Origin of the sequence: Streptomyces roseoverticillatus, from assembly GCF_000719265.1 — a bacterium.
Classification (GTDB): domain Bacteria; phylum Actinomycetota; class Actinomycetes; order Streptomycetales; family Streptomycetaceae; genus Streptomyces; species Streptomyces roseoverticillatus.
This window is the reverse complement of sequence record NZ_JOFL01000036.1, coordinates 1-22,853: the sequence shown is the minus strand read 5'-3', so window position 1 is coordinate 22,853 and position 22,853 is coordinate 1. Positions and strand designations below refer to the sequence as shown.

At 70.6% G+C, this 22,853-nt stretch carries 20 protein-coding genes, 1 pseudogene and 1 riboswitch; of the genes and pseudogenes, 7 read left to right on the top strand and 14 right to left on the bottom strand.

The genetic code is table 11. From position 1 onward, the window contains the following. Positions 1 to 27: 27 nt before the first annotated feature. A complete protein-coding gene (locus tag IF61_RS0129880) occupies positions 28 to 741 on the top strand; it encodes a glycerophosphodiester phosphodiesterase (RefSeq protein ID WP_052393236.1) in 714 nt (237 codons plus the stop codon). A 58-nt stretch (positions 742 to 799) separates the two neighbouring features. Here IF61_RS0129880 and IF61_RS0129875 read toward each other — a convergent pair whose 3' ends face one another. Next, the gene (locus IF61_RS0129875) at positions 800 to 1,987 is read right to left on the bottom strand and encodes a polyamine ABC transporter substrate-binding protein (protein ID WP_030369672.1); all 1,188 of its coding nucleotides are present in this window, start codon (positions 1,985 to 1,987) and stop codon (positions 800 to 802) included. A gap of 427 nt (positions 1,988 to 2,414) precedes the next feature. After that, positions 2,415 to 3,866: a gamma-aminobutyraldehyde dehydrogenase gene (locus tag IF61_RS0129870; protein ID WP_030369671.1), complete on the bottom strand. Its 1,452-nt coding sequence runs from the start codon at positions 3,864 to 3,866 to the stop codon at positions 2,415 to 2,417. Between the two features lie 164 nt (positions 3,867 to 4,030). Here IF61_RS0129870 and IF61_RS0129865 point away from each other — a divergent pair, with 164 nt between their 5' ends. From IF61_RS0129865 to IF61_RS0129845, 5 genes are all read left to right on the top strand, one after another. Further along, the gene (locus IF61_RS0129865; protein ID WP_078660611.1) at positions 4,031 to 4,534 is read left to right on the top strand and encodes an Lrp/AsnC family transcriptional regulator; all 504 of its coding nucleotides are present in this window, start codon (positions 4,031 to 4,033) and stop codon (positions 4,532 to 4,534) included. Next, positions 4,519 to 5,898, top strand: a complete 1,380-nt coding sequence (locus IF61_RS0129860; RefSeq protein ID WP_030369669.1) for an aspartate aminotransferase family protein — start codon at positions 4,519 to 4,521, stop codon at positions 5,896 to 5,898. The genes IF61_RS0129865 and IF61_RS0129860 overlap by 16 nt, the downstream gene beginning before the upstream one ends. Positions 5,899 to 6,463: 565 nt before the next feature. Further along, positions 6,464 to 7,201, top strand: a complete 738-nt coding sequence (locus IF61_RS0129855) for an ABC transporter ATP-binding protein (RefSeq protein WP_030369668.1) — start codon at positions 6,464 to 6,466, stop codon at positions 7,199 to 7,201. Next, positions 7,183 to 8,460, top strand: coding sequence for a hypothetical protein (locus tag IF61_RS0129850; RefSeq protein WP_030369667.1), 1,278 nt, complete (start codon positions 7,183 to 7,185; stop codon positions 8,458 to 8,460). Before IF61_RS0129855 ends, IF61_RS0129850 begins: the two co-directional genes overlap by 19 nt. A 146-nt stretch (positions 8,461 to 8,606) precedes the next feature. Further along, on the top strand, positions 8,607 to 9,527 hold the full coding sequence (locus IF61_RS0129845) for a DMT family protein (protein ID WP_030369666.1): 921 nt from the start codon (positions 8,607 to 8,609) through the stop codon (positions 9,525 to 9,527). Between the two features lie 67 nt (positions 9,528 to 9,594). Here IF61_RS0129845 and IF61_RS0129840 read toward each other — a convergent pair whose 3' ends face one another. The 9 genes from IF61_RS0129840 to rpsB all read right to left on the bottom strand — a co-directional run bounded on the left by IF61_RS0129840 (position 9,595) and on the right by rpsB (position 19,457). Further along, the gene (locus tag IF61_RS0129840) at positions 9,595 to 10,638 is read right to left on the bottom strand and encodes an ABC transporter ATP-binding protein (RefSeq protein WP_030369665.1); all 1,044 of its coding nucleotides are present in this window, start codon (positions 10,636 to 10,638) and stop codon (positions 9,595 to 9,597) included. Next, the gene (locus tag IF61_RS0129835) at positions 10,638 to 12,266 is read right to left on the bottom strand and encodes an ABC transporter permease (protein ID WP_052393233.1); all 1,629 of its coding nucleotides are present in this window, start codon (positions 12,264 to 12,266) and stop codon (positions 10,638 to 10,640) included. Before IF61_RS0129835 ends, IF61_RS0129840 begins: the two co-directional genes overlap by 1 nt. Positions 12,267 to 12,328: 62 nt before the next feature. Further along, positions 12,329 to 13,429, bottom strand: a complete 1,101-nt coding sequence (locus tag IF61_RS0129830; protein ID WP_030369663.1) for a thiamine ABC transporter substrate-binding protein — start codon at positions 13,427 to 13,429, stop codon at positions 12,329 to 12,331. Further along, positions 13,425 to 13,532: riboswitch (TPP riboswitch) on the bottom strand. (Overlaps the previous gene by 5 nt.) 66 nt (positions 13,533 to 13,598) lie before the next feature. Next, complete coding sequence (gene rlmN / locus IF61_RS0129825; protein ID WP_030369662.1) at positions 13,599 to 14,708, bottom strand: dual-specificity RNA methyltransferase RlmN; 1,110 nt, start codon at positions 14,706 to 14,708, stop codon at positions 13,599 to 13,601. Between the two features lie 166 nt (positions 14,709 to 14,874). Further along, entirely contained in the window at positions 14,875 to 15,978 is a 1,104-nt protein-coding gene (locus IF61_RS0129820) for a phosphatidate cytidylyltransferase (protein WP_030369661.1), read from the bottom strand. Next, on the bottom strand, positions 15,978 to 16,535 hold the full coding sequence (frr, locus tag IF61_RS0129815) for a ribosome recycling factor (protein ID WP_030369660.1): 558 nt from the start codon (positions 16,533 to 16,535) through the stop codon (positions 15,978 to 15,980). The genes IF61_RS0129820 and frr overlap by 1 nt, the downstream gene beginning before the upstream one ends. A gap of 167 nt (positions 16,536 to 16,702) precedes the next feature. Further along, positions 16,703 to 17,482 carry a UMP kinase gene (pyrH, locus tag IF61_RS0129810; protein ID WP_030369659.1) on the bottom strand — a complete coding sequence of 260 codons (780 nt, stop codon included), beginning with the start codon at positions 17,480 to 17,482 and terminating at the stop codon, positions 16,703 to 16,705. A 162-nt stretch (positions 17,483 to 17,644) separates the two neighbouring features. After that, positions 17,645 to 18,481, bottom strand: coding sequence for a translation elongation factor Ts (tsf, locus tag IF61_RS0129805; RefSeq protein WP_030369658.1), 837 nt, complete (start codon positions 18,479 to 18,481; stop codon positions 17,645 to 17,647). 100 nt (positions 18,482 to 18,581) lie between these two features. After that, positions 18,582 to 19,457, bottom strand: coding sequence for a 30S ribosomal protein S2 (rpsB, locus tag IF61_RS0129800; protein WP_030369657.1), 876 nt, complete (start codon positions 19,455 to 19,457; stop codon positions 18,582 to 18,584). Positions 19,458 to 19,771: 314 nt separating this feature from the next. Here rpsB and IF61_RS34805 point away from each other — a divergent pair, with 314 nt between their 5' ends. Further along, positions 19,772 to 20,545, top strand: a complete 774-nt coding sequence (locus tag IF61_RS34805; protein ID WP_078660609.1) for a M23 family metallopeptidase — start codon at positions 19,772 to 19,774, stop codon at positions 20,543 to 20,545. Here the strand turns inward: IF61_RS34805 and IF61_RS0129790 are convergent. From IF61_RS0129790 to IF61_RS0129780, 3 genes and pseudogenes are all read right to left on the bottom strand, one after another. Then, positions 20,535 to 21,074, bottom strand: coding sequence for a TetR/AcrR family transcriptional regulator (locus IF61_RS0129790; RefSeq protein ID WP_043191396.1), 540 nt, complete (start codon positions 21,072 to 21,074; stop codon positions 20,535 to 20,537). The genes IF61_RS34805 and IF61_RS0129790 overlap by 11 nt on opposite strands. A gap of 102 nt (positions 21,075 to 21,176) precedes the next feature. Next, the gene (whiG, locus tag IF61_RS0129785) at positions 21,177 to 22,013 is read right to left on the bottom strand and encodes an RNA polymerase sigma factor WhiG (protein ID WP_030369654.1); all 837 of its coding nucleotides are present in this window, start codon (positions 22,011 to 22,013) and stop codon (positions 21,177 to 21,179) included. Positions 22,014 to 22,251: 238 nt separating this feature from the next. Continuing rightward, positions 22,252 to 22,755, bottom strand: a pseudogene (locus IF61_RS0129780) (DNA-processing protein DprA); the annotation flags it as partial. Positions 22,756 to 22,853 lie beyond the last annotated feature (98 nt).

The following is a 22,853-nucleotide window of genomic DNA, read 5'->3' as shown; positions in this document are numbered from 1 at the left end:
ACGCGCACCGCAACGACAATGAGCAGCATGTCCAGCCCGAACTCCCCCGCTGTGGAAGCCCGCGCCGTGACCGCTGTCGCCCACCGCGGCGATCCGTACCGGTTCCGGGAGAACACCCTCCCCTCGATCCGTGCGGCGCTTGAGGCCGGCGCGGGGGCGGTGGAGGTCGACGTCCGCCTCACGCGCGATGGCGTGCCCGTGCTGCTGCACGACACGACGCTGGAGCGTCTGTGGGGCCTCACGCGGGTCCTGGACTCGCTCTCGGCGGACGAACTGCGGGAGCTGACGGGCGGCAGGGTGCCCACCCTGCGTGAGGCCCTGCACCTCGGCGCGGGGCACTCCGGGCCGCGGCTGTTCATCGACCTGCCGGACGCATCAGCCGCCGAGGCGGCGGTTGCCGAAGTGCACGCGAGCGGAGCCACCGGGCGCGTGTACTACTGCGGCGGCGCGGCGTCGATGCTGGCGGTGCGCCGCGCGGACGCGGATGCGGAGACCGCTCTGACGTGGACGACGCTGATGCCGCCGCGCCGTGCGCTGCTCACCGCGGTCGCTCCGCACTGGCTGAACTACCGCTTCGGCCTGGTGAGCCCCGAGCTCGTGTCCCGCAACCACTCGGACGGGCTGCTGGTATCGGCCTGGACCGCGGACACCCGATTCACTATGCGGCGGTTGCTGGCGGCGGGCGTCGACGCGATCACCACGAACCGGGTCGGCACACTGCAGTCACTGCTCCGGGGCTGAGGGGGCGGCTGAGCGGGGCGCATGGGGCGGGCAGCGGGGAGCTGCCGCATGAGGCGGGCTAGAGGCCGACGATCTCGTTCCACTCCTTGGTGAAGGCCGGCCGTTCCCGTGCGGTCATGTCGCGCGCCGTCGCCAGGCGTTTGCGCATGTCGTCGCTGGGGAAGATGAGCGGGTTCTCGGCAAGCTCCGCTTGTTCCTTGTCCGAGGACGAGGCAAGGACATCGCGCGCGGCCGGCACGGGGCAGACGTAGTTGACCGCGGCGGCGAGCTGTGCGGCGACCTCCGGCCGGTAGTAGTAGTCGACGAGCGCTTCGGCGTTGCGCTTGTGGCGGGCGAGGTTGGGCACCATGAGACTCTCGGCCCACAGCTCGGCGCCCTCCTCCGGAACGACGAACTCGATGTCGGGGTTGTCGGCCCGGAGCTGGATGATGTCGCCGGAGTACGCCTGGCAGGCCAGGACGTCACCGGACGAGAGGTCCTTGATGTAGTCGTTGCCCGTGAAGCGGCGGATGTGCCGCTTGCGCACGAGGCCGCGCAGCTGGTCGGTCATGGTGTGGAAGTCGTCGGCGGTCCAGCGGGTGACGTCGGCGCCGTTGCCCTGCATGAGCAGCGAGTACGCCTCGTCCAGGCCGGCGAGCAGCGTGACCCGGCCGCGCAGATCGTCCTTCCACAGGTCGGAGGTGTGGCGGATCTCCCGGCCGAGCTTCTTGCGGTTGTACGCGATGCCCGTGATGCCGGACTGCCAGGGGACGGTGTGCAGCCGGCCGGGGTCGAAGGAGGGCTTGCGCAGCAGCGGGTCGAGGTGGCGGTCGACGTTCGGCTGTCGGGAGCGGTCCATCCCCTGGACCCAGCCCAGGCGCACGTAGCGGGACGCCATCCAGTCGCTGACAACGATGAGGTCCCTCCCGATCTCCTGATGGTTCATCAGAGCGGGGCTGACCTTGCCGAAGAACTCGTCGTTGTCGTTGATCTCCTCGGTGTACTTCACCGATATGCCGCTCTGCTTCTCGAACGCGTCGAGCGTGGGTCGCTTCTGCGGATCGTTCTCGTCCACGTCGATGTAGAGCGGCCAGTTGGCGAACACGAGGCGCTTGTCGTTGCCGGACCGGTCCTCGGCAGCCCTGTCGGCCGGCTCGACGTAGGCGGCGGGCACGCCGCAGCCGGCGAGCGCGGCGGCCCCTGCGCCGGCGCCGAGAGCGCGCAGCAGGGTCCGGCGGGACAGGGGCTTCACTGGCTTCTCTCGCATTCCGGCAGCATGGTGGGTCGGATCTTCGCGGACAATGTACGGCCTGTCCGGGAGGCGACCGCACTTCCCGACACCTTGACGGCCGGGAACGGCCGGCCGTCGATGATACCGGCGCCGGACGCGCGACGGCCCGCACCGGAACGAGCGCGTCCGATGCGGGCCACTGTGGCGGTGTGGGACGCCCCGGGCCGCCGGGCCTGGGGCGCCCCAATGCGTACGGCACCGGGCCTGCAGCCGTGCGGCATGGGGCGCGGTGGCCCGCCCACCGCACGGGGCAGACGTTTCTGCCCCGTGCGGCAGGATTGCCCGCCGCATGAGGCGGGCGCGTCCACGCCATGGGGCGGCCCGACCAACCGCAAGGGGCAGGCGTTCTGCCGCATGAGGCAGGCCTGCCCGCCGCATGAGGCGGCGGCCGACCCGGACCTCGTCAGTCCAGCGACGACATGACGTGCTTGACGCGCGTGTAGTCCTCGAAGCCATAGGCCGAGAGGTCCTTGCCGTAGCCGGACTTCTTGAAGCCGCCGTGGGGCATCTCGGCGACCAGCGGGATGTGCGTGTTGATCCACACGCAGCCGAAGTCGAGCTTCTTGGACATCCGCATGGCGCGGCCGTGGTCCTTCGTCCATACCGAAGAGGCCAGTGCGTACTCGACGCCGTTGGCGTACTCGACGGCCTGGTCCTCGTCCGCGAAGGACTGGACGGTGATCACGGGGCCGAATACCTCGTGCTGGATGATCTCGTCGTCCTGGTTGAGGCCGGAGACGACGGTCGGGGCGAAGAAGTAGCCCTTCTCGCCGACCCGGTGCCCGCCGGTCTCGAGCTTGGCGTGGCCGGGCAGCCGCTCGATGAAGCCGGCGACCTGCTTGAGCTGGTTGGCGTTGTTGAGGGGCCCGTAGAGCACGTCCTCGTCGTCCGGCTGCCCCGTCTTGGTGTCGGCGGCCGCCTTGGAGAGCGCGGTGACGAACTCGTCGTGGATCGACTCGTGGACGAGGACGCGGGTCGCGGCCGTACAGTCCTGGCCGGCGTTGAAGTAGCCGGCGACGGCGATGTCCTCGACGGCCTTGGCGATGTCGGCGTCGTCGAAGACGACGACGGGGGCCTTGCCGCCGAGCTCCAGGTGGACGCGCTTGAGGTCCTTGGAGGCGGATTCCGCGACCTGCATGCCGGCCCGCACGGAGCCGGTGATCGAGGCCATGGCCGGCACCGGGTGCTCGACCATGAGGCGGCCGGTCTCCCGGTCGCCGCAGATGACGTTGAAGACGCCCTTGGGGTGGCCGAGCTCCTCCAGCACACCGCCGATGATCTCGGCGATGAGGACCGTGGAGGCGGGCGTGGTGTCGGAGGGCTTGAGGACGACGGTGTTGCCCGCGGCGAGCGCCGGGGCGAACTTCCACACGGCCATCATCATCGGGTAGTTCCACGGGGCCACCTGCGCGCAGACGCCGATCGGCTCGCGGCGGATGATGGAGGTCAGGCCCTCCATGTACTCACCCGCGGAGCGGCCCTCCAGCATGCGCGCGGCGCCCGCGAAGAAGCGGATCTGGTCCACCATCGGGGGGACCTCTTCGCTGCGCGTGAGGGCCAGCGGTTTGCCGGTGTTCTCGGACTCGGCGGCGATGAGCTCCTCGGCGCGCGCCTCGATGGCGTCGGCGATCTTGAGCAGTACCTTCTGGCGCTCGCCCGGCACCAGGTCGCGCCACACCGGGAAGGCCGCCTCGGCCGCGGCCATGGCGGCGTCGACGTCCGCGGCGGCGGACAGCGGAGCGGTGGCGTAGGCCTCGCCTGTGGCCGGATTGACCACCTCGGTGGTCCGCCCGTCGGCGGCGTCGCGGAACTCCCCGTCGATGAAATTGCGAAGACGACGCAGCTCGGTGGTCATGGCTGCCACCCCTCCTGTCAGATGTCCACTGGGTGAGACCGTCAGCCTAGTCAGTCAGCCCGCGTTTTCGACATACCTCACACCCATGAACGACGGAATCAGTTATTCCCCCACCCCTTGGCAACGAATTTCATCGCTTCAGGGTTGCCACACGGACGAGACGCATGCACAGTGGACGTGTGGCCACTCGTAGTCCAGACCCGAAGAACGTGCACGGCACGCCGCCCATCGACGCCGTCTCCCTGGCGATCATCGAGCAGCTCCAGGAAGACGGCCGCCGTCCCTACGCGGCGATCGGCAAGGCCGTGGGGCTGTCCGAGGCAGCCGTCCGGCAGCGTGTCCAGAAGCTGCTCGACCAGGGCGTGATGCAGATCGTCGCCGTCACCGACCCGCTCACCGTGGGCTTCCGGCGTCAGGCGATGGTCGGCATCAACGTGGAGGGCGACCTCGATCCGGTCGCCGACGCCCTGACCGCGATGGACGAGGTCGAGTACGTCGTCGTGACCGCAGGCTCCTTCGACCTCCTCATCGAGATCGTCTGCGAGGACGACGACCACCTCCTCGAAACGATCAACAAGCGCATCCGCACCCTGCCGGGCGTGCGCTCCACCGAGAGCTTCGTCTACCTCAAGCTCCGCAAGCAGACCTACACATGGGGAACCCGATAGCCGTGAGCAAGGACCTCTCCCAGACTGCGTACGACCACCTGTGGATGCACTTCACCCGCATGTCGTCGTACGAGAACGCCCCCGTGCCCACCATCGTGCGCGGCGAGGGCACCTACATCTTCGACGACAAGGGCAAGCGCTACCTGGACGGGCTCGCGGGGCTGTTCGTGGTCCAGGCGGGCCACGGGCGGGCCGAGCTGGCCGAGGCGGCCGCCAAGCAGGCTCAGGAGCTGGCGTTCTTCCCGGTGTGGAGCTACGCGCACCCCAAGGCGATCGAGCTCGCCGAGCGCCTCGCCCACCATGCGCCGGGCGACCTCAACAAGGTCTTCTTCACCACCGGCGGCGGCGAGGCCGTGGAGACCGCGTGGAAGCTCGCGAAGCAGTACCACAAGCTCACCGGCAACCCCACGAAGTACAAGGTCATATCCCGGGCCGTCGCCTACCACGGCACGCCCCAGGGAGCACTGGCCATCACCGGCCTGCCCGCGCTCAAGGCTCCTTTCGAGCCGCTCGTCCCCGGTGCTTACAAGGTGCCCAACACCAACATCTACCGGGCCCCGATCCACGGTGACGACCCGGAGGCGTTCGGCCGCTGGGCGGCCGACCAGATCGAGCAGCAGATCCTCTTCGAGGGCCCCGACACGATCGCGGCCGTCTTCCTGGAACCGGTGCAGAACGCCGGCGGTTGCTTCCCGCCCCCGCCCGGCTACTTCCAGCGGGTGCGCGAGATCTGTGATACGTACAACGTGCTACTCGTCTCGGACGAGGTCATCTGCGCCTTCGGCCGCCTCGGCACGATGTTCGCTTGCGACAAGTTCGGCTACGTCCCGGACATCATCACGTGCGCCAAGGGCATGACGTCCGGCTACTCCCCCATCGGCGCCACCGTCGTCTCCGACCGCATCGCCGAGCCGTTCTTCAAGGGCAGCAACACCTTCCTGCACGGCTACACCTTCGGCGGCCACCCCGTGTCGGCAGCAGTCGCGCTCACCAACCTCGACATCTTCGAGCGCGAGGGCCTCAACCAGCACGTGCTCGACAACGAGGCGGCCTTCCACGCGACCCTGTCGAAGCTGCACGACCTGCCCATCGTCGGCGACGTGCGCGGCAACGGCTTCTTCTACGGCATCGAGCTGGTGAAGGACAAGGCCACCAAGGAGTCCTTCACACCGGAGGAGTGCGAACGGCTGCTCTACGGCTTCGTGTCCAAGAAGCTGTTCGAGAACGGCCTGTACTGCCGTGCCGACGACCGCGGCGACCCCGTCATCCAGGTCGCCCCGCCGCTGATCTCCGACCAGTCGACCTTCGACGAGATCGAGCAGATCGTCCGCGGCGTGCTCACGGAGGCCTGGACCAGGATCTGACGGACCAAGGCGAGCCGCCGTCGCTGCCGGTGGTTCGCCCCTCCCGCCGTGGCCCCGCGCGACCCCCCACAGGCCATGCGCGCGTGGGCCACGGCTTCGCCGCGGGCGAGCGTGAGGCGTAGATACCGCGCGACGCCGCCCCATGCCGGGCACGCCGGGCCCCATGCGGGGCCTCATGCGCGGCCTGGCGCCAGGCTTCGTGCGGCGCTTCAGGCAGGCCTCATACGGGGGCCTCACGCCAGGCCTCATGCGGGCCTCACGCCGCCGGCGGGGCCCGTACTGTTCCAGGGCGCACACGCCGCACACTCGTCGCACGCGGGACGCACGCCCGTCGCACGCGCACCACGCCCTACCGCACATCCGGTCGCACCGTTCCGTCGCATATGCGCTCCGACTCATATGCGACCCCCGGGGCATGAGGCCGACCGGAGGAAAGTGGGCCGTCCAGCGCCGAGCCTGGGCAAAGGCTAGGATCCCGGTTCCGTACGGTGCCAGTGACCCAATGGCCTCCGGTTCGTTCCCCCGGACAGGGGAACGGACCCTACAGCGACCCGAGGTGCTCGATATGGTGGCCCCGCCGGACAACGACGTGCTCTGGGCACGCGGCCTGCACTACGCCCACAGCGGTTCCCCCGCACTCGCGGGGGTCTCCATCGGCGTACGCGAGGGAGAGATTCTCGCCATCACCGGGCCACGCGGCTCAGGCAAGACCACGCTCCTCAAATGCCTGTCCGGGCAGATCCTTCCCGATCCCGGCGAGGTGTGGTTCAACAGCGCCCCCGTGCACACCCTCTCGCGTGCCGCCCGGGAGCGGCTGCGGCGCGAGCGGTTCGGCTGGATCGACAGCAAGCCCCACCTCGTGCCGGAGCTGACGGCCTGGGAGAACACGGCGCTGCCGCTGCTGATGCGCGGCGTCGGGCACCGGGCCGCCAAGCGCACCGCCGGCGAGTGGCTGGAGCGCCTCGACGTCGGCGACTGCCACCGCAAGCGCCCGGCCGCCCTGCTCCAGGCGCAGCGCCAGCGGATCGCCATTGCACGGGCGCTGGCGAGCGAGCCCACCGTGCTGTTCGCCGACGAACCGACGGCTCCGCTGCACAACGCCGACCGTGCGCAGGTGCTGCGCACACTGACCACGGCAGCACGCTCGCACCACATCACGGTCGTCATCGCCACACTGGACGACGAGATCGCCACCTTGGCCGACCGTACGGTCTCCCTGGTCGACGGCCGCCGGGGCACCGCGCTCCCGGTGCTGGACGCGCCTGACGGAGAGGGCAGGGCGGCGTGCTCAGTCTCCGCCTAGCGCGCGGCGCGCACCCGCTCGTCCTGTTGCGCAGGCTGCTGGTGGCGGCCGCCGCGGCGGGTGTGGGCTTCCTGCTGCTGTGCACCCTGGGTTATGCGGTGGCCCATCCTCAGTCGACGGGCCAGTCACTCGTGCGGCTGGTGTGGTGCGCTGTGCCACTCGCGGCAGTCGTGCAGTTCGCGCTTGCGGTGGCCCGCAGCGATCCGGCCACACGCCCGCGCGACGGCCTGGACGCCGCGGGCCTCGGCCCCGTGCAGCTCACGCTTCTCGCGGCGGCATCCACCGCGATCTCGTGCACCCTCGGCAGCGCGTTCGCCCTTCTGCTGTACATGGAGCTCCGTGGCGACCTCAGCGGCCCGCTGAGCGGTTCGGCGAGCCGGCTGCTGGACGGTCAGGCGCACCTGCCGTGGGGCGCGACGCTGACCCTCCTCGGCCTCCTGCCGGCGCTTGCGGCAGGAGCCTGCATCATTGCGCTCCACCCGCGGCGTGAGGCGGCGGCCATGAGGCAGCAGGCCGCCGATCAGGCCGCCACGGAGCCCATGGAGGGCACAGAGGGTGCGGAGGACGCGGAGCCGGCCGAGGCCCCTGCCGACGCTTCTCCGGTCCCGCCGGCCGCCCCCGCGCCCAAGCCCGCCTACGCCGGCCTCCCATGGGGCATCGCCATCATCGCGGTAGGACTCGCCCTGGAGGCGTACGTGGGACACGGCCCGGCGCCCGACCCCAACAAGCTGATCTCACTGCCCGGCCGAGCGGACGGCACCTCTCCCGGCGTGCTGGGGGGCTGGCTCCTGGCCTCCCTGGGGCTCGTACTGGCCGGCCCCGGACTGACGCACTGGTGCGGGGTGCTCCTGGCGGCCGGGCGGCCCGGGGCGGTACGGCTTCTGGCCGGGCGGATACTGCAAGACGCCGCCACCCGGATCGGCCGGCCGCTCGGCGTGCTCTGCGCGGTCGCCTCGGGCGCCCTGGCCGCCGCCGAACTCTACGGCGCCGCATGGGACTCCTCCGGGCCCCGCCCCTTCGGCCCTCTCACGGGCCTCGGCGCAGCACTCGTGATGGCCTGTGTCACCGCTACGGCCATCACAGCGGCCCTGGACAGCCGGCAGAACCGGACCGGCACCACGGCGGCTCTGCAGCGCCTCGGCATCCCCGCGTCCATGCTGCGCGGGGCGGCCGTCTTGCGTACGTGCGTGCTGCTGGCCGTCCTGACGCCGCTCACGTGGGCGATCGCGGAGCTCGTGGCACTGCCGATGTCACGCTGAAGGCGCCTGGGGCGGGCCCGCGCTCCGGGCCCGCCAAGCGGCTGCCGCACAACAGTTCTTGACCAGTTCTTGACTCAAGGCAACTTCGTCGCCGGATTGCGCGTCTGCTGAGGAGCACGACGGATATCCGGCGAACGGAGCTATTGGTGATCATCGGCCTTGTGACGGCTGTCGCGGCCTCGGCCTGTTACGGCACAGGTTCGGTCCTGCAAGCCGTGGGCTCGCGGAAATCGGCCCGCCGGGAGGCCGCGAAGGCCTCCTCGGCGGGTACCACCCAGCACGGTGGGCCGAGCCTGTCCTCCACCGCGAAGGCCGCGGTGACGTGGGAGTTCATGGTCGGTACCGTCCTCGACTTCCTCGGCTTCGGGCTCGGCGCGCTCGCCGCCCGCATGCTGCCGCTCTTCCTCTCCCAGACGGTCATCAGCGCCAACCTCGTCGTGACCGCGCTGCTGAGCATCAAGCTCCTGGGCATCCGGCTGACCAGGCCCGAGTGGGCGTCGATCGGTGTCGTCTGCTCGGCGCTCGTGCTGCTGGCGACGGCCGCGGGCCACGAGGGGGGCGGTGACACACCGATGTCCACGCACTGGTGGCTCCTGATCATTTCGGTCGTGCTGATGGGCGGCGGCACCGTGGCTGTCCGTCTGATGGGTGCACGGGCCGCGATCCTGGCCGGTCTGCTGTCCGGTCTCGGCTTCGGTGCGATCGGCGTGGGCGTCCGGATCCTGGACGGGATCGACCCGTTCGACCTTCCGACGCTGATTGCCGACCCGGCGCTCTACGCGATCCTGATATCCGGCGCAGTCGGCATGTACCTGCACACGGTGGCCCTGCAGATCGGTTCGGTCAACGGCGCCACGGCGGCACTGGTGGTCGGCGAGACCATTCTTCCGGGCATCATCGGCGTCCTGCTGCTCGGCGACAACTCCCGCCCCGGCTTCGCCTGGGTAGCCGTCCTCGGCTTCGTTCTGGCGGTCGCGGGCGCTGTCGCAGTCGCCTGGTTCGGCGAGCCGGACACGCCCGTGGCCGAGCCCGAACCACAGGAGCTCCAGCCTTCGGCGGTTCGCTGACCGCCGTCAGGGCCCCGGCCGCCGCCCGGCAGCCGGGGCCCTGACGTATGCAGCCTCTTGCCGTCGCTCAGCCGTGCCCCGCGGCCGCGCTGTCCAGCACGACGACGTCCGCCACGTCGAATTCGACGCCTACGTGGTCGCCTGTCTCGGGGGCCCCGTGCAGCCCGCACGCCGCCTCCAGCGCAGGGCCGTCCGCGGGGCGCAGCATCAGCACCACGTGATCGCCCCGGAACGTCCGTCCGGTGACCGTGCACGGCAGGCCCTCCGCCTCAGGCACCAGCCGTACGCCTGCGGGCCGTACGAGCAGCCTGCAGTCGCCCTGCCGCGAGCCCGGGGGGACGGGAATCCTGCCCCATGCGGTGTCCGCTCGATCGCCGCTGACCGTCGCCTCAACGACGTTGTCGAAGCCAAGGAAGCGGGCCACGAATTCGGACGCCGGCCGCTGCCACACCTCCAGCGGCGTGCCGGCCTGGGCGATCCGGCCGTCGCGCATGACGACCACCCGGTCGGCCAATGCGAATGCCTCACCCTGGTCGTGAGTGACGGCCAGCACCGTGGTGCCCAGCCGGCTGAAAAGATCGCGCAGCTCCACGACCAGGCGCTCGCGCAGGCTGCGGTCCAGTTGTCCGAGGGGTTCGTCGAGCATCAACAGCCGGGGCTGGGGTGCGAGGGCCCTTGCGAGGGCCACCCGCTGCTGCTCGCCGCCGGACAGGGCCGCGACTGAGCGGCGCTGTGCACCGGGCAGCCCCACCAGGTCGAGCAGGTCGGCGACCTTCCGGGCCGTCTCGGCGCGCCCCGTCCCCCGCATGCGCAGCCCGAACGCGACGTTGCCCGCCACGTCCCGCTGCGGGAAGAGCTGGTGGTCCTGGAACATGAGGCCCACACCACGCCTGTGTGTGGGAACGCCGCTCTGATCCCGGCCCGCGAGGAGCACCCGGCCGGAGTCCGTGTGCTGCAGGCCGGCCACCACCCGCAGCAGCGTGGACTTGCCGCTGCCGCTGGGGCCCAGCACGCAGACGATCTCCTGCTCGGCGACCTCCAGGTCCACCGCGTCGAGCGCCGCGCGCTCACCGAAGCGGACGCCTATCTTCTCCAGGTGCAGCAGGGCCATCAGAACTCCCCCGTACGGTCGGTGCGGATGCGTTCCAGCACCAGCAGCGCTGCGGCGCACACCAGCATCAGGATCGTGCTCAGGGCCATCGCCTGCCCGTAGGTGAGCTCCCCGGGGCGGCCCAGCAGCCTGGCGACCGCGACCGGCAGGGTGGGGCTGTCCGGGCGAGCGATGAAGACGGTGGCCCCGAACTCGCCCAAGGACACGGCGAACGCAAAGCCGGCGGCGACCCCGAGGGCCCTGCCGACCAGCGGCAGGTCCACCTCCCGCCATGCCCGCAGCGGTGAGGCGCCCAGCACGGCGGCGGCCTCACGCAGCCGGGCGTCCACGGCGCGCAGGACGGGCAGTACGGTGCGGACGACGAACGGGACGCCCACGAGGGCCTGTGCGAGCGGCACCAGGATCCAGGACGCCCGCAGGTCCAGCGGCGGCTCGTCGAGGCTGATGAGGAAGCCGAAACCGACGGTCACGGCGGACGTGCCGAGCGGCAGCATGAGCAGGGCGTCGAAGCCCCGCACGAGGCGCCCCTCACGCCGCGTCAGGGCCGCGGCCGCGAGCCCACCGACCACGACCGCGATGGCCGTCGCGGCGAGCCCGTACTCGAGGGAATTGCCGATCGCCTCCAGCGGGGCGACGACGAACGTGCCGGCGTTGCCGTCCGCGGAGGCCAGCGCGTGGTAGAAGGTCAGCCCGTATCCGTCCGGGCCCTCGAAAGAGCGCAGCACGAGGACCACGAGCGGCGCGAGGATGAGCACGGCCACGACCGCAAGGACGGACGCCAGGAACGCCCACTGTCCCGCGCCCCGCGGGCGCCGCGCGGTGCGCGCCGGGTCGACCAGCCGCAGGGTCGCCTCACGTCGGCGCACCGTCCAGGCGTGCACGGCCAGCAGGGCGGCCACGGCCACGAACTGCAGGAGGGTGAGGACGGCTGCCGTCGGCAGGTCGAGCATCTGCGCGGTCTGCTGGTAGATCTCCACTTCCAGGGTGGCGTAGCGCGGTCCGCCGAGGATCTGCACGACGCCGAAGGAGGTGAAGGTGAAGAGGAAGACCATGAGGGCGGCCGCGGCCACCGCGGGCGCCAGGGCGGGCAGCGTGACCCGCCGCCAGGCCGTGAAGCGACCCGCGCCCAGGGCCCTCGCGGCTTCTTCCTGGCGGGGGTCGAGCTGGGCCCACAGGCCGCCGACAGTGCGGACGACCACGGCGTAGTTGAAGAACACGTGGGCGAGCAGGATGGCCCAGACCGTGGTGTCCAGGCGCACTCCCCACCATTCGTCCAGCAGTCCCCCGCGGCCGAGAAGCGCCAGGAAGGCCGAGCCGGCGACGACGGTCGGCAGGACGAACGGCACGGTGACCACGGCGCGCAGCATGCGCTTGCCGGGGAAGTCGAAGCGTGCGAAGGCGTACGCCCCGGGCAGGGCCAGGGCGAGGGTCAGTGCGGTGGAGGCGGCCGCCTGCCAGGTGGTGAACCACAGCACGTGGCCGATGGCCGGGTCGGTCAGGACCTCTCCGACGCGGGCGAACTGCCACTGCCCGCCGTCCTTCAGGCCCCGGGAGACGATCGCGGCGACGGGGTAGGCGAAGAAGACGCCGAAGAAGGCGAGCGGCAGGGCCATGAGGCCGAGCCGCACCGCCGTCCGCCGGCCGGCCCCGCCCGCGCCTCGTGCGGGGCCCCGTGCCGCGGCCCCCGGCTCTACTTCAGGACGAGCGAGGACCATGCCTTGACCCACTGGTCGCGGTTCTTGGCGATTTTCTCGGGGGCGAGCGTGCCGGGCTCGTTCACCTGTGCGCCGTACTTGGTGAACAGTTCGGGCAGCTTGGCGTCCTGGTTGGCGGGCTTGACGAACATCTGCAGCGGCATGTCCTCCTGGAACGTACGGCTCAGGAGGAAGTCGATCAGGGCCTTGCCGCCCTCGGGGTTCTTCGCGCCCTTCAGCAGCCCGGCGAACTCGGTCTGCTGGAAGCAGGTGCCCGTGGCCACGCCGGTCGGAGCCTCGGCGGGCTGCGGCTTCACGCCCATCACCTCGGCCGGCGGGCTGGAGGCGTAGGAGACGACGAGGGGCTTGTCGCCCTTGGCCTTCTTCCCGCCCGCGGAGCCGGAGAAGCGCTCGTTGTAGGCCTGCTCCCAGCCGTCCACGACCTCCACGCCGTTGGCCTTGAGCTTCTTCCAGTAGTCCTGCCAGCCGTCGTCGCCGTACTTGGCGGCCGTGGCGAGCTGGAAGGCGAGGCCGGGGGACGAGGTGGCGACGTTCTCGGTGACGAGGAGGTTCTTGTACTCGGGCTTGACGAGGTCGTCGAGGGTCTGCGGCGGGGCCAGCTTGTGGTCGGCGAAGTAGGCGCGGTCGTAGTTGACGCAGATGTCGCCGGTGTCGACGGGGGTGACCCGGTGCTCGCCGGCGTCGGCCTGGAGCTTCCGCGGCACCCGCTCCAGGCCCTTGGCCTCGTACGGGGCGAAGATGCCGTGGTCGAGCGCCCGGGAGAGGAGGGTGTTGTCGACGCCGAAGAAGACGTCGCCCTGCGGGTGGCTCTTGGAGAGGATGGCCTGGTTCACGGCCTGGCCGGCGTCGCCGCCCTTGAGGACGTTGACCTTGTAGCCGGTCTGCCGGGTGAACTGCTTGAGCACCTCGTCGGACGCGGCGAAGGAGTTGTGCGAGACAAGGGTGACGCTCTTGTCCTTGCCGTCGGACGCGCCCGAGCCGCCGGAGTCGTTCGAGCCGCCGCACGCGGCCAGGGCCGGGAAGGCGAGCGTGGCAAGTGCCGCCGTGCCGATGGCACGCCGCAGGTTGGTGTTCATGGTTGAGCTGACTCCCTACGCCGGTATGACCCGGATCAGGTCCGAGGGTCTGCGGGCCGTGCCGCACTCTCAGCGCCCCGTGGGCGCTCCCCTGTCGGATTGTTCATTTGTGCGAGGGCACCGTATCAGTGCCCTCGTCACGGATCGGCGTCCGGCCTGCGGCGCCTGCTCAGCGCTCGGTGGCGGCCAGCTGTCCGCAGGCGCCGTCGATCTCCTGGCCGCGGGTGTCCCGGACGGTCACGGGCACGCCGTGCGCGGCGATCGCCGCGACGAAGGCGCGCTCGTCCTCGGGCCGGGACGCCGTCCACTTCGACCCCGGGGTGGGGTTGAGCGGAATGAGGTTGACGTGGACGCGCTTGCCCTTGAGGAGCCGCCCGAGGAGGTCGCCACGCCATGCCTGGTCGTTGATATCGCGGATCAGGGCGTACTCGATGGAGATCCGGCGGCCGGACTTCTCCGCGTACTCCCACGCCGCGTCGAGGACCTCGCGGACCTTCCAGCGGGTGTTGACCGGCACCAGGGTGTCGCGCAGCTCGTCGTCCGGCGCGTGCAGGGAGACGGCCAGGCGGCACTTGAAGCCCTCGTCGGCGAAGCGCAGCATCGCGGGGACCAGGCCGACGGTGGAGACGGTGATGCCGCGCTGGGAGAGCCCCAGGCCGTCCGGCTCGGGGTCCGTGAGGCGGCGGATGGCGCCGACGACCCGCTTGTAGTTGGCCAGCGGCTCGCCCATGCCCATGAAGACGATGTTGGACAGCCGCGCGGGGCCGCCGGGGACCTCGCCGTCGCGCAGGGCCCGCATGCCGTCCACGATCTGGTGGACGATCTCGGCCGTCGACAGGTTCCGGTCCAGCCCGGCCTGGCCCGTCGCGCAGAACGGGCAGTTCATGCCGCAGCCGGCCTGTGAGCTGATGCACATGGTGACCCGGTCGGGGTAGCGCATCAGCACGGACTCCACGAGCTTGCCGTCGTGCAGGCGCCAGAGGGTCTTGCGGGTGGTGTCGTCGTCGCAGGAGATGTGACGCACGACGCTCATGAGCTCCGGCAGCAGCTCGGTGGCGAGCTTCTCGCGCGCCGCCGCGGGGATGTCGGTCCACGTCGCGGGATCGTGCGCGTACCGGGCGAAGTAGTGCTGCGAGAGCTGCTTGGCGCGGAACGGCTTCTCGCCGATCGCGGAGACGGCCTCGCGCCGCTCGGCGGGCGAGAGGTCGGCGAGGTGGCGCGGCGGCAGCTTGGCCCCCCGGGGGGCGACGAACGTCAGTTCTCCAGGCGCGGGGGCCATGAGCAAAGACTCCTCATTGACGACGGCGGATGACCTCCGCAATCGCGGAGCCAGCGGCAGGACGATGCCGGAACCCGGAGATCTCACAGGGGCACCCCCGCAGGGCGCGGGGCCGGAAAAGGGCCCGCCGCAGAGCAGCGAGCCCTTCCAGGGTACCTGGCCCGCCTCAGGCCGAGCCGACGAAGACGACCAGGAGGAGCCAGACCACCGGCGCGGTCGGCAGGAGCGAGTCCAGCCGGTCCATGATGCCGCCGTGTCCCGGCAGCAGGGCGCCCATGTCCTTGATGCCGAGATCCCTCTTGATCATGGATTCGCCGAGGTCGCCCAGCGTGGCGCTGACCGCGACGGCCAAGCCGAGGAGCAGGCCCTCCCACCACGCTCCGCCGTCGATCAGGAACTGCATGCACAGCGCGCCGGCGACCATCGCGAAGGCCATCGCCCCGACCAGCCCCTCGCGCGTCTTGCCGGGACTGATGCGCGGGGCCAGCTTGCGCTTGCCGAACTTCCAGCCCACCGCGTACGCCCCCGTGTCGCTGACCACCGTCAGGATCAGGAACGTGAGCACCCGCCACGCGCCGTCCCCGGCCGCCAGCATGAGGGCCACGAAGGTGGCCAGGAACGGCACGTAGAAGGCCGCGAAGATGCCCGCCGTGACGTCCTTCAGGTAGTCGTCCGGCGACTCCGTCATGCGCCACACGAGGACCGCCAGGGCCGTGAAGGCCACGGCCACCCACGCGCCTTCGGCACCGCTGGCATAGCCGGCGATGACCATTGCGGCCCCGCCGACCGCGAGCGGCACCAGCGGGGCGCGGATCGACTTGCGCTCCGCCAGGCGTGAGGTCAGCTCCCACAGCCCGACCACCACGGCGATCACGATCACGCCGAGGAAGACGGGCTTGTAGATGAACAGGGAGGCGAGAATGACCGCACCGAGGCCGACGCCTACCCCTATCGCCGCCCGCAGATCACGGCCGGCGCTCTTCTTTCCTGCCTTCGGCGACTCGGGCGAGGCAGGCACCGGGGCAGGGTCCTGGGGCCGGATGTCGGGCTCCTGTTCGTCGCGGAACAAGGGGCCGCGGAGATGGGCGGCCCCCTGGTCACGGTCGTCCTGGTCTCCGCCTGAGGAGGGCACGATGGGCATGGGCCGAGTCTGCGCCGCCACGCCCGCCTCATGCACAGGACCCGCCGAGGGGGCCGCAGAGGACAGCCCCCGGTCGGTGGACCCCCGGTATCCGGCGCTCGGCGGGGTCCCCCAGGATGTCTCGTTCATCAGACCTCGAGGAGCTCGGCTTCCTTGTGCTTGAGCAGCTCGTCCACCTGCGCCACGTACTTCGCGGTGGTGTCGTCGAGCTCCTTCTCCGCGCGGCGCACCTCGTCCTCGCCGGACTCCTTGTCCTTGACGAGCTTGTCGAGGGCGTCCTTGGCCTTGCGGCGCACGGAGCGGATCGAGACCTTGGCGTCCTCGGCCTTGGTCTTCGCGACCTTGACGAACTCCCGGCGGCGCTGCTCCGTGAGCTCCGGGAAGGTCACCCGGATGATGTTGCCGTCGTTGCTCGGGTTGACGCCGAGGTCGGAGTCGCGGATCGCCTGCTCGATGTTGCGGAGCGCGCTCTTGTCGAAGGGCGTCACCACCGCCATGCGCGGCTCCGGCACCGAGAAGGACGCCAGCTGGTTGATCGGCGTCAGCGCACCGTAGTAGTCCGCCACGATCTTGTTGAACATCGCCGGGTGCGCACGCCCGGTGCGGATCGCCGCGAAGTCCTCCTTGGCGACCACAACGGCCTTCTCCATCTTCTCCTCGGCCTCGAGGAGGATCTCTTCGATCACCACTTGCTCCTGGTGTTATCAGTAAGCAGAGCCTCGCCCCTGCGCGCGTCTTCTCCTGCACGGTGTCCGACCGGCAGGCAGTTGTCCATCCCCGTGCCGAGGTCTTCCCTCGGCACGGAGTTGCCGTCCGCACCGGGCCCAGCCCCTGCGGACGGCAGTGCGGGTGGTCAGTCCCGCGTGCTCTGGTCGCTCACGAGCGTGCCGATCTTCTCACCCTTGACCGCACGGCCGATGTTGCCCTCGGCGAGCAGCTCGAAGACCAGGATCGGCAGCTTGTTGTCCATGCACAGGCTGATGGCGGTGGCGTCGGCGACCTTCAGGCCCCGTGCGAGCACCTCGCTGTACTCGAGGGCGTCGAACTTCACCGCGTCGGGGTTCTTCTTCGGGTCGGAGTCGTAGATCCCGTCGACGCCGTTCTTGCCCATCAGGATCGCCTCGGCGTGGATCTCCAGGGCGCGCTGGGCAGCGGTGGTGTCGGTGGAGAAGTAGGGCATGCCCATGCCCGCGCCGAAGATCACGACGCGGCCCTTCTCCAGGTGGCGCACGGCGCGCAGCGGGATGAACGGCTCCGCGACCTGCCCCATGGTGATGCCGGTCTGGACGCGGGTCTCGATGCCTTCCTTGACCAGGAAGTCCTGGAGGGCGAGGGAGTTCATCACGGTGCCGAGCATGCCCATGTAGTCCGAGCGGGCCCGGTCCATGCCGCGCTGCTGCAGCTCGGCGCCACGGAAGAAGTTGCCGCCGCCGATGACGACGGCGATCTCGTAGCCCTCGCGGACCACGGCCGCGATCTCACGGGCGATGGCGTGCACGACATCGGGGTCGACGCCGAGGCCGCCCCCGCCGGCGAACGCCTCGCCGGACAGTTTGAGCAGGAACCGGCGGCGTGGGCCGTGGTCAGCACTGGTGTCGTCGGCAGCCTGCCGGGCGTCCGCACCCTGATTCATTGGAGCTCTCCTCGTGCACATACGAAGAAGGCCATTGCCGGATGGGTCCTTTCGGTTCCCTGTGCGGCAATGGCCTCCTCGTCACATCAGCGGCCGACCGGTGAGGGATCGGCTGCGTACGACCCTAGCGGGTCGCAGGTCAATCGCTGCCCTGCTGACGGCTCAGGCGCCGACGCGGATGCGCGCGAAGCGCTTCAGCGTGACACCGGCCTCGTCCAGGATCTTCTGGACGGACTTCTTGTTGTCCTTGGCGAACGCCTGGTCCAGCAGGACGTTCTCCTTGTAGAAGCCGGTGACGCGACCCTCGACGATCCTCGGCAGGGCGGCCTCGGGCTTGCCCTCCTCGCGAGCGGTGGCCTCGGCGACGCGGCGCTCGTTCTCGACCGTCTCGGCCGGGATGTCCTCGCGGCTGAGGAACTTCGGCGCGAAGGCGGCGATGTGCTGCGCGACGTCCTTGGCGACCTCGGCGTTCTCCTTGTCCAGCTCGACCAGGACGCCGACCTGCGGGGGCAGGTCCGCGGCGGTGCGGTGCATGTACACGGAGACGAAGCCGTTGTCGAAGCGCGCGAAGCGGTCGACGACGATCTTCTCGCCGAGGGTGGCGTTGGCCTCGTCCACGAACGCCTGGACGGTCTTGCCGGCCTCGATCTCGGAAGCCATGAGGGCCTCGACGTCGGCCGGGGCGCTCTTGGCGACGTGGGCAGCCAGGGCATCGGCGACGGCCACGAACTTCTCGCCCTTGGCGACGAAGTCGGTCTCGCACTTCAGCTCGACGATGACACCGGAGGTGTTGTCGTCGGCGATGACGGAGACGACGGCGCCGTTCTCGGTGGTGCGGCTCTCGCGCTTGGCCACGCCCTTCAGGCCCTTGACGCGCACGATCTCGACGGCCTTCTCGAGGTTGCCCTCGGCCTCGTCCAGCGCCTTCTTGCAGTCCATCATGCCGGCGCCGGTGAGCTCACGGAGCTTCTTGACGTCAGCGGCGGTGAAGTTCGCCATGGTCTGTGAATCTCTCTCGAAAGTCGTTGGGTGACTACGGGTGCACGACGGGGGCGGCGCTCTGCGCGCCGTCCCCCGTCATGATCTACCGACTGAGTTGTCAGGCCTGCTCGGCGTCCGCGGCCGGAGCCTCGGCAGCGGCCTCGGCCTCGGCGGGCTTCTCGGCCTCGGCGGGCTTCTCAGCCTCGGCGTCGGCCTTCTTCTCGCCCTCGAGCAGGTCGCGCTCCCACTCGGCGAGGGGCTCGCCGGCGGCCTTGTCGGCCTTCGCGTCACCGGTGGCGGCACCGGAACGGGCGATGAGGCCCTCGGCGACGGCGTCGGCGATCACACGGGTGAGCAGCGTGACGGAGCGGATCGCGTCGTCGTTGCCCGGGATCTTGTAGTCGACCTCGTCGGGGTCGCAGTTGGTGTCGAGGATCGCGACGACCGGGATGCGGAGCTTGCGCGCCTCACCGACGGCGATGTGCTCCTTCTTGGTGTCGACGATCCAGACGGCGCTCGGCACCTTCTGCATCTCGCGGATGCCGCCGAGGGTCTTCTCCAGCTTGGCCTTCTCGCGGGAGAGGACCAGGAGCTCCTTCTTGGTGAGGCCGGAGGCGGCCACATCCTCGAAGTCGATGAGCTCGAGCTCCTTCAGGCGCTGCAGGCGCTTGTAGACGGTCGAGAAGTTGGTGAGCATGCCGCCCAGCCAGCGCTGGTTGACGTAGGGCATGCCGACGCGCGTCGCCTGCTCGGCGATGGCCTCCTGGGCCTGCTTCTTCGTGCCGACGAACATGATGGAGCCGCCGTGCGCGACGGTCTCCTTGACGAACTCGTAGGCGCGGTCGATGTACGACAGCGACTGGAGCAGGTCGATGATGTAGATGCCGTTGCGCTCCGTGAAGATGAAACGCTTCATCTTCGGGTTCCAACGACGGGTCTGGTGACCGAAGTGGACGCCGCTCTCCAGCAGCTCCCGCATCGTGACGACGGCCATGGCCGCGCTCCTTGAAATACTCGGTTCCACGACGGCCGGGCGGCCGCCGCTCCTGACGCCCCGACGCGCCTGCCGTGGACGGTGCCCTTGCGAGGACCCTTCCGCGGACCGAGAGACACGGCCACCGGGCTGCCCGAAAAGGGACTGACGCGCCGGTAGCGGGGCGTGCGAAGTCGATCCGGTGACCCGGATCGCCATGAGAAGTGTACGGGACCCGGGAAGGCGCGGGTGACGACGTTGTGCACAACCCGCGAGTAGTCCACAGATCTCCGTCAAGATCCCCGCGATCGCCGGAAGTCCGCCACCGTACCGGCATGACTCTCATCGGATCTTTGACAAGGCTCGGATCTTTCACGCGGCGCCTGCTCGTCAAGGCAGGGACGGTCACGCTCTGTGTCCTCGCGGCAGCGGGCGCCGGCGGTGCGATGGCGGGCGTACGGGCCTCGGCGGCACCCGCTCCGGCGCCCGCCCCCGCCCCCGTGCCTGCTCCGGCACCCGAGGCGCCCGCCGCCGCGCCTGCGGCATCCGCCCGGTTCGCGACCGCGGGAACCGGGCCGGGGGGCGGCGGGCCGGAGCAAGGCGACCGGGCCTGGCCGGTCGCCGGGGCGCGAGGCGGCCGGCCTCTACTCGTACGGGTCTGGCGGCCGCCGCCGGTGCCCTGGGCGGCCGGGCACCGCGGGGTGGATCTCGTCGCCCGCCCGGGTCAGGCGGTACGGGCCGCCGCGCCCGGCGTCGTGTCCTTCGCCGGCACCGTCGCAGGGCGGGGTGTGGTGGCGGTCAAGCACGCGGGGACGGGCGAGCCACCGCTGCGGACCACGTACGAGCCGGTGGACGCGATGGTGAAGGAAGGGGACGAGGTGACGGCCGGGCAAGTGATCGGCACGCTCCAGGCGGGGCCATTCCTCTCCCACTGCCTCAAGGGGGCGGGAGGTGCGGCTGGCTCCGGGGCCTGCCTGCACTGGGGGCTGCTCCGCGGAAAGATCTACCTGGACCCCTTGTCCCTGCTGCCGCCGTGGATGCTGCGCAGGCCGCCGTCCCGGCTGCTGCCGCTGTCGGGCGGGGCCGGTACAGCCGCGGTCAGCCCCTGACGCCGCGCAGCGCCATGGACACGGCCGCCTCGATGATGCGGTCCGGCTCCTCGGCCGCGCCGAGCTCGATCCGGCGTACGGCGGCGTCGACGACGCCCTGCAGGAGCATGGCGGCCAGTCGCGGCTGCTCGTGGCCGAGGCCTTCGAGGGCCTCCACGACCATGGCGATGAGCCCGCCGTGGGCGGCCCGGATCTTCTCGCGCGCGCCCGCGTCCAGCTCTCCGGCGGAGATCGCGACCACGGCGCGGTGGCGGCGGTCGCCGACGAGGGCCAGCTGACGGCGTACGTACGCCTCGATCTTCGCCTCGGGCGTGTCCGCGTCCTCCATGGCGGCCTCGACTTCCGCCGCCCACACGGGGAAGTCGACGGCGCACAGTTCCTCGACCACGGCCGCCCGCGAGCGGAAGTACTCGTAGACCGAGGACCGGGCCAGTCCCGTGCGCTCGGCCAGGGCCGGGAAGGTCAGCGCCTCCGTGCCGCCCTCGGACAGCAGGGAGCGGGCGGCGTCCAGCAGGGCGCCGCGCTGCATCGTCCGGTGCTCGGCCACTGAGGCCGCTCGAATCCTGGGCACGTCCCCACTTTACGGATTGCCGGGGGCCGGGACGACGCCGAGGGAGGAATCCCGCCGGTGTCAGCGGCCGACGTCCGCCAGCTTGGCCCTCAGCTGGAGCACCGACTTCGTGTGGATCTGGCTGACCCTGCTCTCCGTGACACCGAGGACGTGCCCGATCTCGGCCAGCGTGAGGCCCTCGTAGTAGTAGAGGGTGACCACGGTCTTCTCGCGCTCGGGGAGAGTGTTGATCGCGCGGGCGAGGAGGCGGCGCAGCTCGCGGTCCTCGGCGACCTCGACGGGGTCGTCGGCGGCGGTGTCCTCCAGGGTGTCCATCAGGCTCAGCCGTTCGCCGCCCTCGGCGCCGGCGTGCAGGAGGTCCTCCAGGGCGACCACGTTGGTGAGCGACAACTGGCTGAAGACGCCGTGCAGTTCCTCGATGCCGATGCCCATCTCGGCCGCCACCTCGGCCTCGGTGGGGGTGCGCCGCAGCTCGGCCTCCAGCGTGGCGTACGCACGCTCGACCGCGCGGGCCTTCTGGCGGACGGAGCGCGGGATCCAGTCCAGCGCACGCAGTTCGTCGATCATCGCCCCGCGGATCCGGGTGATGGCGTATGTCTCGAACTTGATCTCCCGGGCGGGGTCGAACTTCTCGATGGCGTCGATGAGTCCGAAGATCCCCGAGGACACGAAGTCCGCCTGCTCGACATTGGACGGCAGACCGACGCTGACGCGCCCCGCCACGTACTTCACCAGGGGCGAGTAGTGGAGGATCAGCTGTTCCCGCAGCCGGTCGTCGCCCGAGGCCTTGTACGACCGCCACAGCTCATCGAGCGTCGAGGGTGCGGGAGGGCGCTCGGCGCCGCGCGCCGCGGGCGGCACCGCCGCGCGGTCCGAACCGGAGGTGTGCTGGGGCATTCGTCGTCTTGAGCCGTTCTGCTGTGACGTGGATCGAGTGGTACGAATGGCTGGAATCCCGTGAGCGTAGCGTGACTGCTGAGTTGCGGTATGCGATGAGTCCTCTTCGGTCGGTGTGCGGATGGGTTCCCCGCCGGCCGCACCGGCGTGCAGCCGCCGGGGCGCGGGTGGCCGTACGGGCCTCGCCGTATCGGCGGCCGCGGTCGTCCCCTTAACCTTTTCACCCGATCGCCCCAGGTCAAGAACCGCCTCGCCGCGCGGACGGGCGCCGTCCGGGGGGCTTGGGGATGCCGGATGTTGACGGTGGGGCGGCCAACTTCCAGTGATCATCGTGGCGTTCGACGAAGCCGAGGGACTGCAGCTCGTACAGCCTGGCGAGCGTCTGATCCCTGCTCAGGCCCGCGTTTCGCGCAATGAGGTCCGCGTCGCCGCCGCTGCCTCCGGGCACGGCTTCGAGCACCATGGCCGCCGCCCTGGCCAGCAGGTCGCGCGCGACGACGGGGCCGTGGCGCTCGGGGGCGAGGTCACCGATGCCGCCGACGAGCTCGGCGATCTCGTCGGCGTCGGTGACGAGGGCCGCGTCCTCGCGGAGCAGTTCGTGGACGCCGGCCGAGAGGCCGGATGTGACGGGCCCGGGCACACCCATCATCTGCCGTCCGAGCCGGCGGGCGCGACGGGCCGTCACCAGTGAGCCGCTGCGGTACTCGGCCTCCACGACCACGGTGCCGCGCGTCAACGCGGCGTTCTCTGGGGTTTCGGCAGTTGCTGTCTGACGTAGTACCCATATCCCCCATCTGGTGGTGTTAAAGGGGTTCTTTGGGGGTGTAGCTCTGCGGTGGA

What these genes read in the sequence shown, in the direction of transcription:
- IF61_RS0129880 (WP_052393236.1), top strand. Translation starts at nt 28, where the DNA reads ATGTCCAGCCCGAACTCCCCCGCTGTGGAAGCCCGCGCCGTGACCGCT.
- IF61_RS0129875 (WP_030369672.1), bottom strand. Translation starts at nt 1,987, where the DNA reads ATGCGAGAGAAGCCAGTGAAGCCCCTGTCCCGCCGGACCCTGCTGCGC.
- IF61_RS0129870 (WP_030369671.1), bottom strand. Translation starts at nt 3,866, where the DNA reads ATGACCACCGAGCTGCGTCGTCTTCGCAATTTCATCGACGGGGAGTTC.
- IF61_RS0129865 (WP_078660611.1), top strand. Translation starts at nt 4,031, where the DNA reads ATGCACAGTGGACGTGTGGCCACTCGTAGTCCAGACCCGAAGAACGTG.
- IF61_RS0129860 (WP_030369669.1), top strand. Translation starts at nt 4,519, where the DNA reads ATGGGGAACCCGATAGCCGTGAGCAAGGACCTCTCCCAGACTGCGTAC.
- IF61_RS0129855 (WP_030369668.1), top strand. Translation starts at nt 6,464, where the DNA reads ATGGTGGCCCCGCCGGACAACGACGTGCTCTGGGCACGCGGCCTGCAC.
- IF61_RS0129840 (WP_030369665.1), bottom strand. Translation starts at nt 10,638, where the DNA reads ATGGCCCTGCTGCACCTGGAGAAGATAGGCGTCCGCTTCGGTGAGCGC.
- IF61_RS0129830 (WP_030369663.1), bottom strand. Translation starts at nt 13,429, where the DNA reads ATGAACACCAACCTGCGGCGTGCCATCGGCACGGCGGCACTTGCCACG.
- rlmN (WP_030369662.1), bottom strand. Translation starts at nt 14,708, where the DNA reads ATGGCCCCCGCGCCTGGAGAACTGACGTTCGTCGCCCCCCGGGGGGCC.
- IF61_RS0129820 (WP_030369661.1), bottom strand. Translation starts at nt 15,978, where the DNA reads ATGAACGAGACATCCTGGGGGACCCCGCCGAGCGCCGGATACCGGGGG.
- pyrH (WP_030369659.1), bottom strand. Translation starts at nt 17,482, where the DNA reads ATGAATCAGGGTGCGGACGCCCGGCAGGCTGCCGACGACACCAGTGCT.
- tsf (WP_030369658.1), bottom strand. Translation starts at nt 18,481, where the DNA reads ATGGCGAACTTCACCGCCGCTGACGTCAAGAAGCTCCGTGAGCTCACC.
- rpsB (WP_030369657.1), bottom strand. Translation starts at nt 19,457, where the DNA reads ATGGCCGTCGTCACGATGCGGGAGCTGCTGGAGAGCGGCGTCCACTTC.
- IF61_RS34805 (WP_078660609.1), top strand. Translation starts at nt 19,772, where the DNA reads ATGACTCTCATCGGATCTTTGACAAGGCTCGGATCTTTCACGCGGCGC.
- IF61_RS0129790 (WP_043191396.1), bottom strand. Translation starts at nt 21,074, where the DNA reads ATGCAGCGCGGCGCCCTGCTGGACGCCGCCCGCTCCCTGCTGTCCGAG.
- whiG (WP_030369654.1), bottom strand. Translation starts at nt 22,013, where the DNA reads ATGCCCCAGCACACCTCCGGTTCGGACCGCGCGGCGGTGCCGCCCGCG.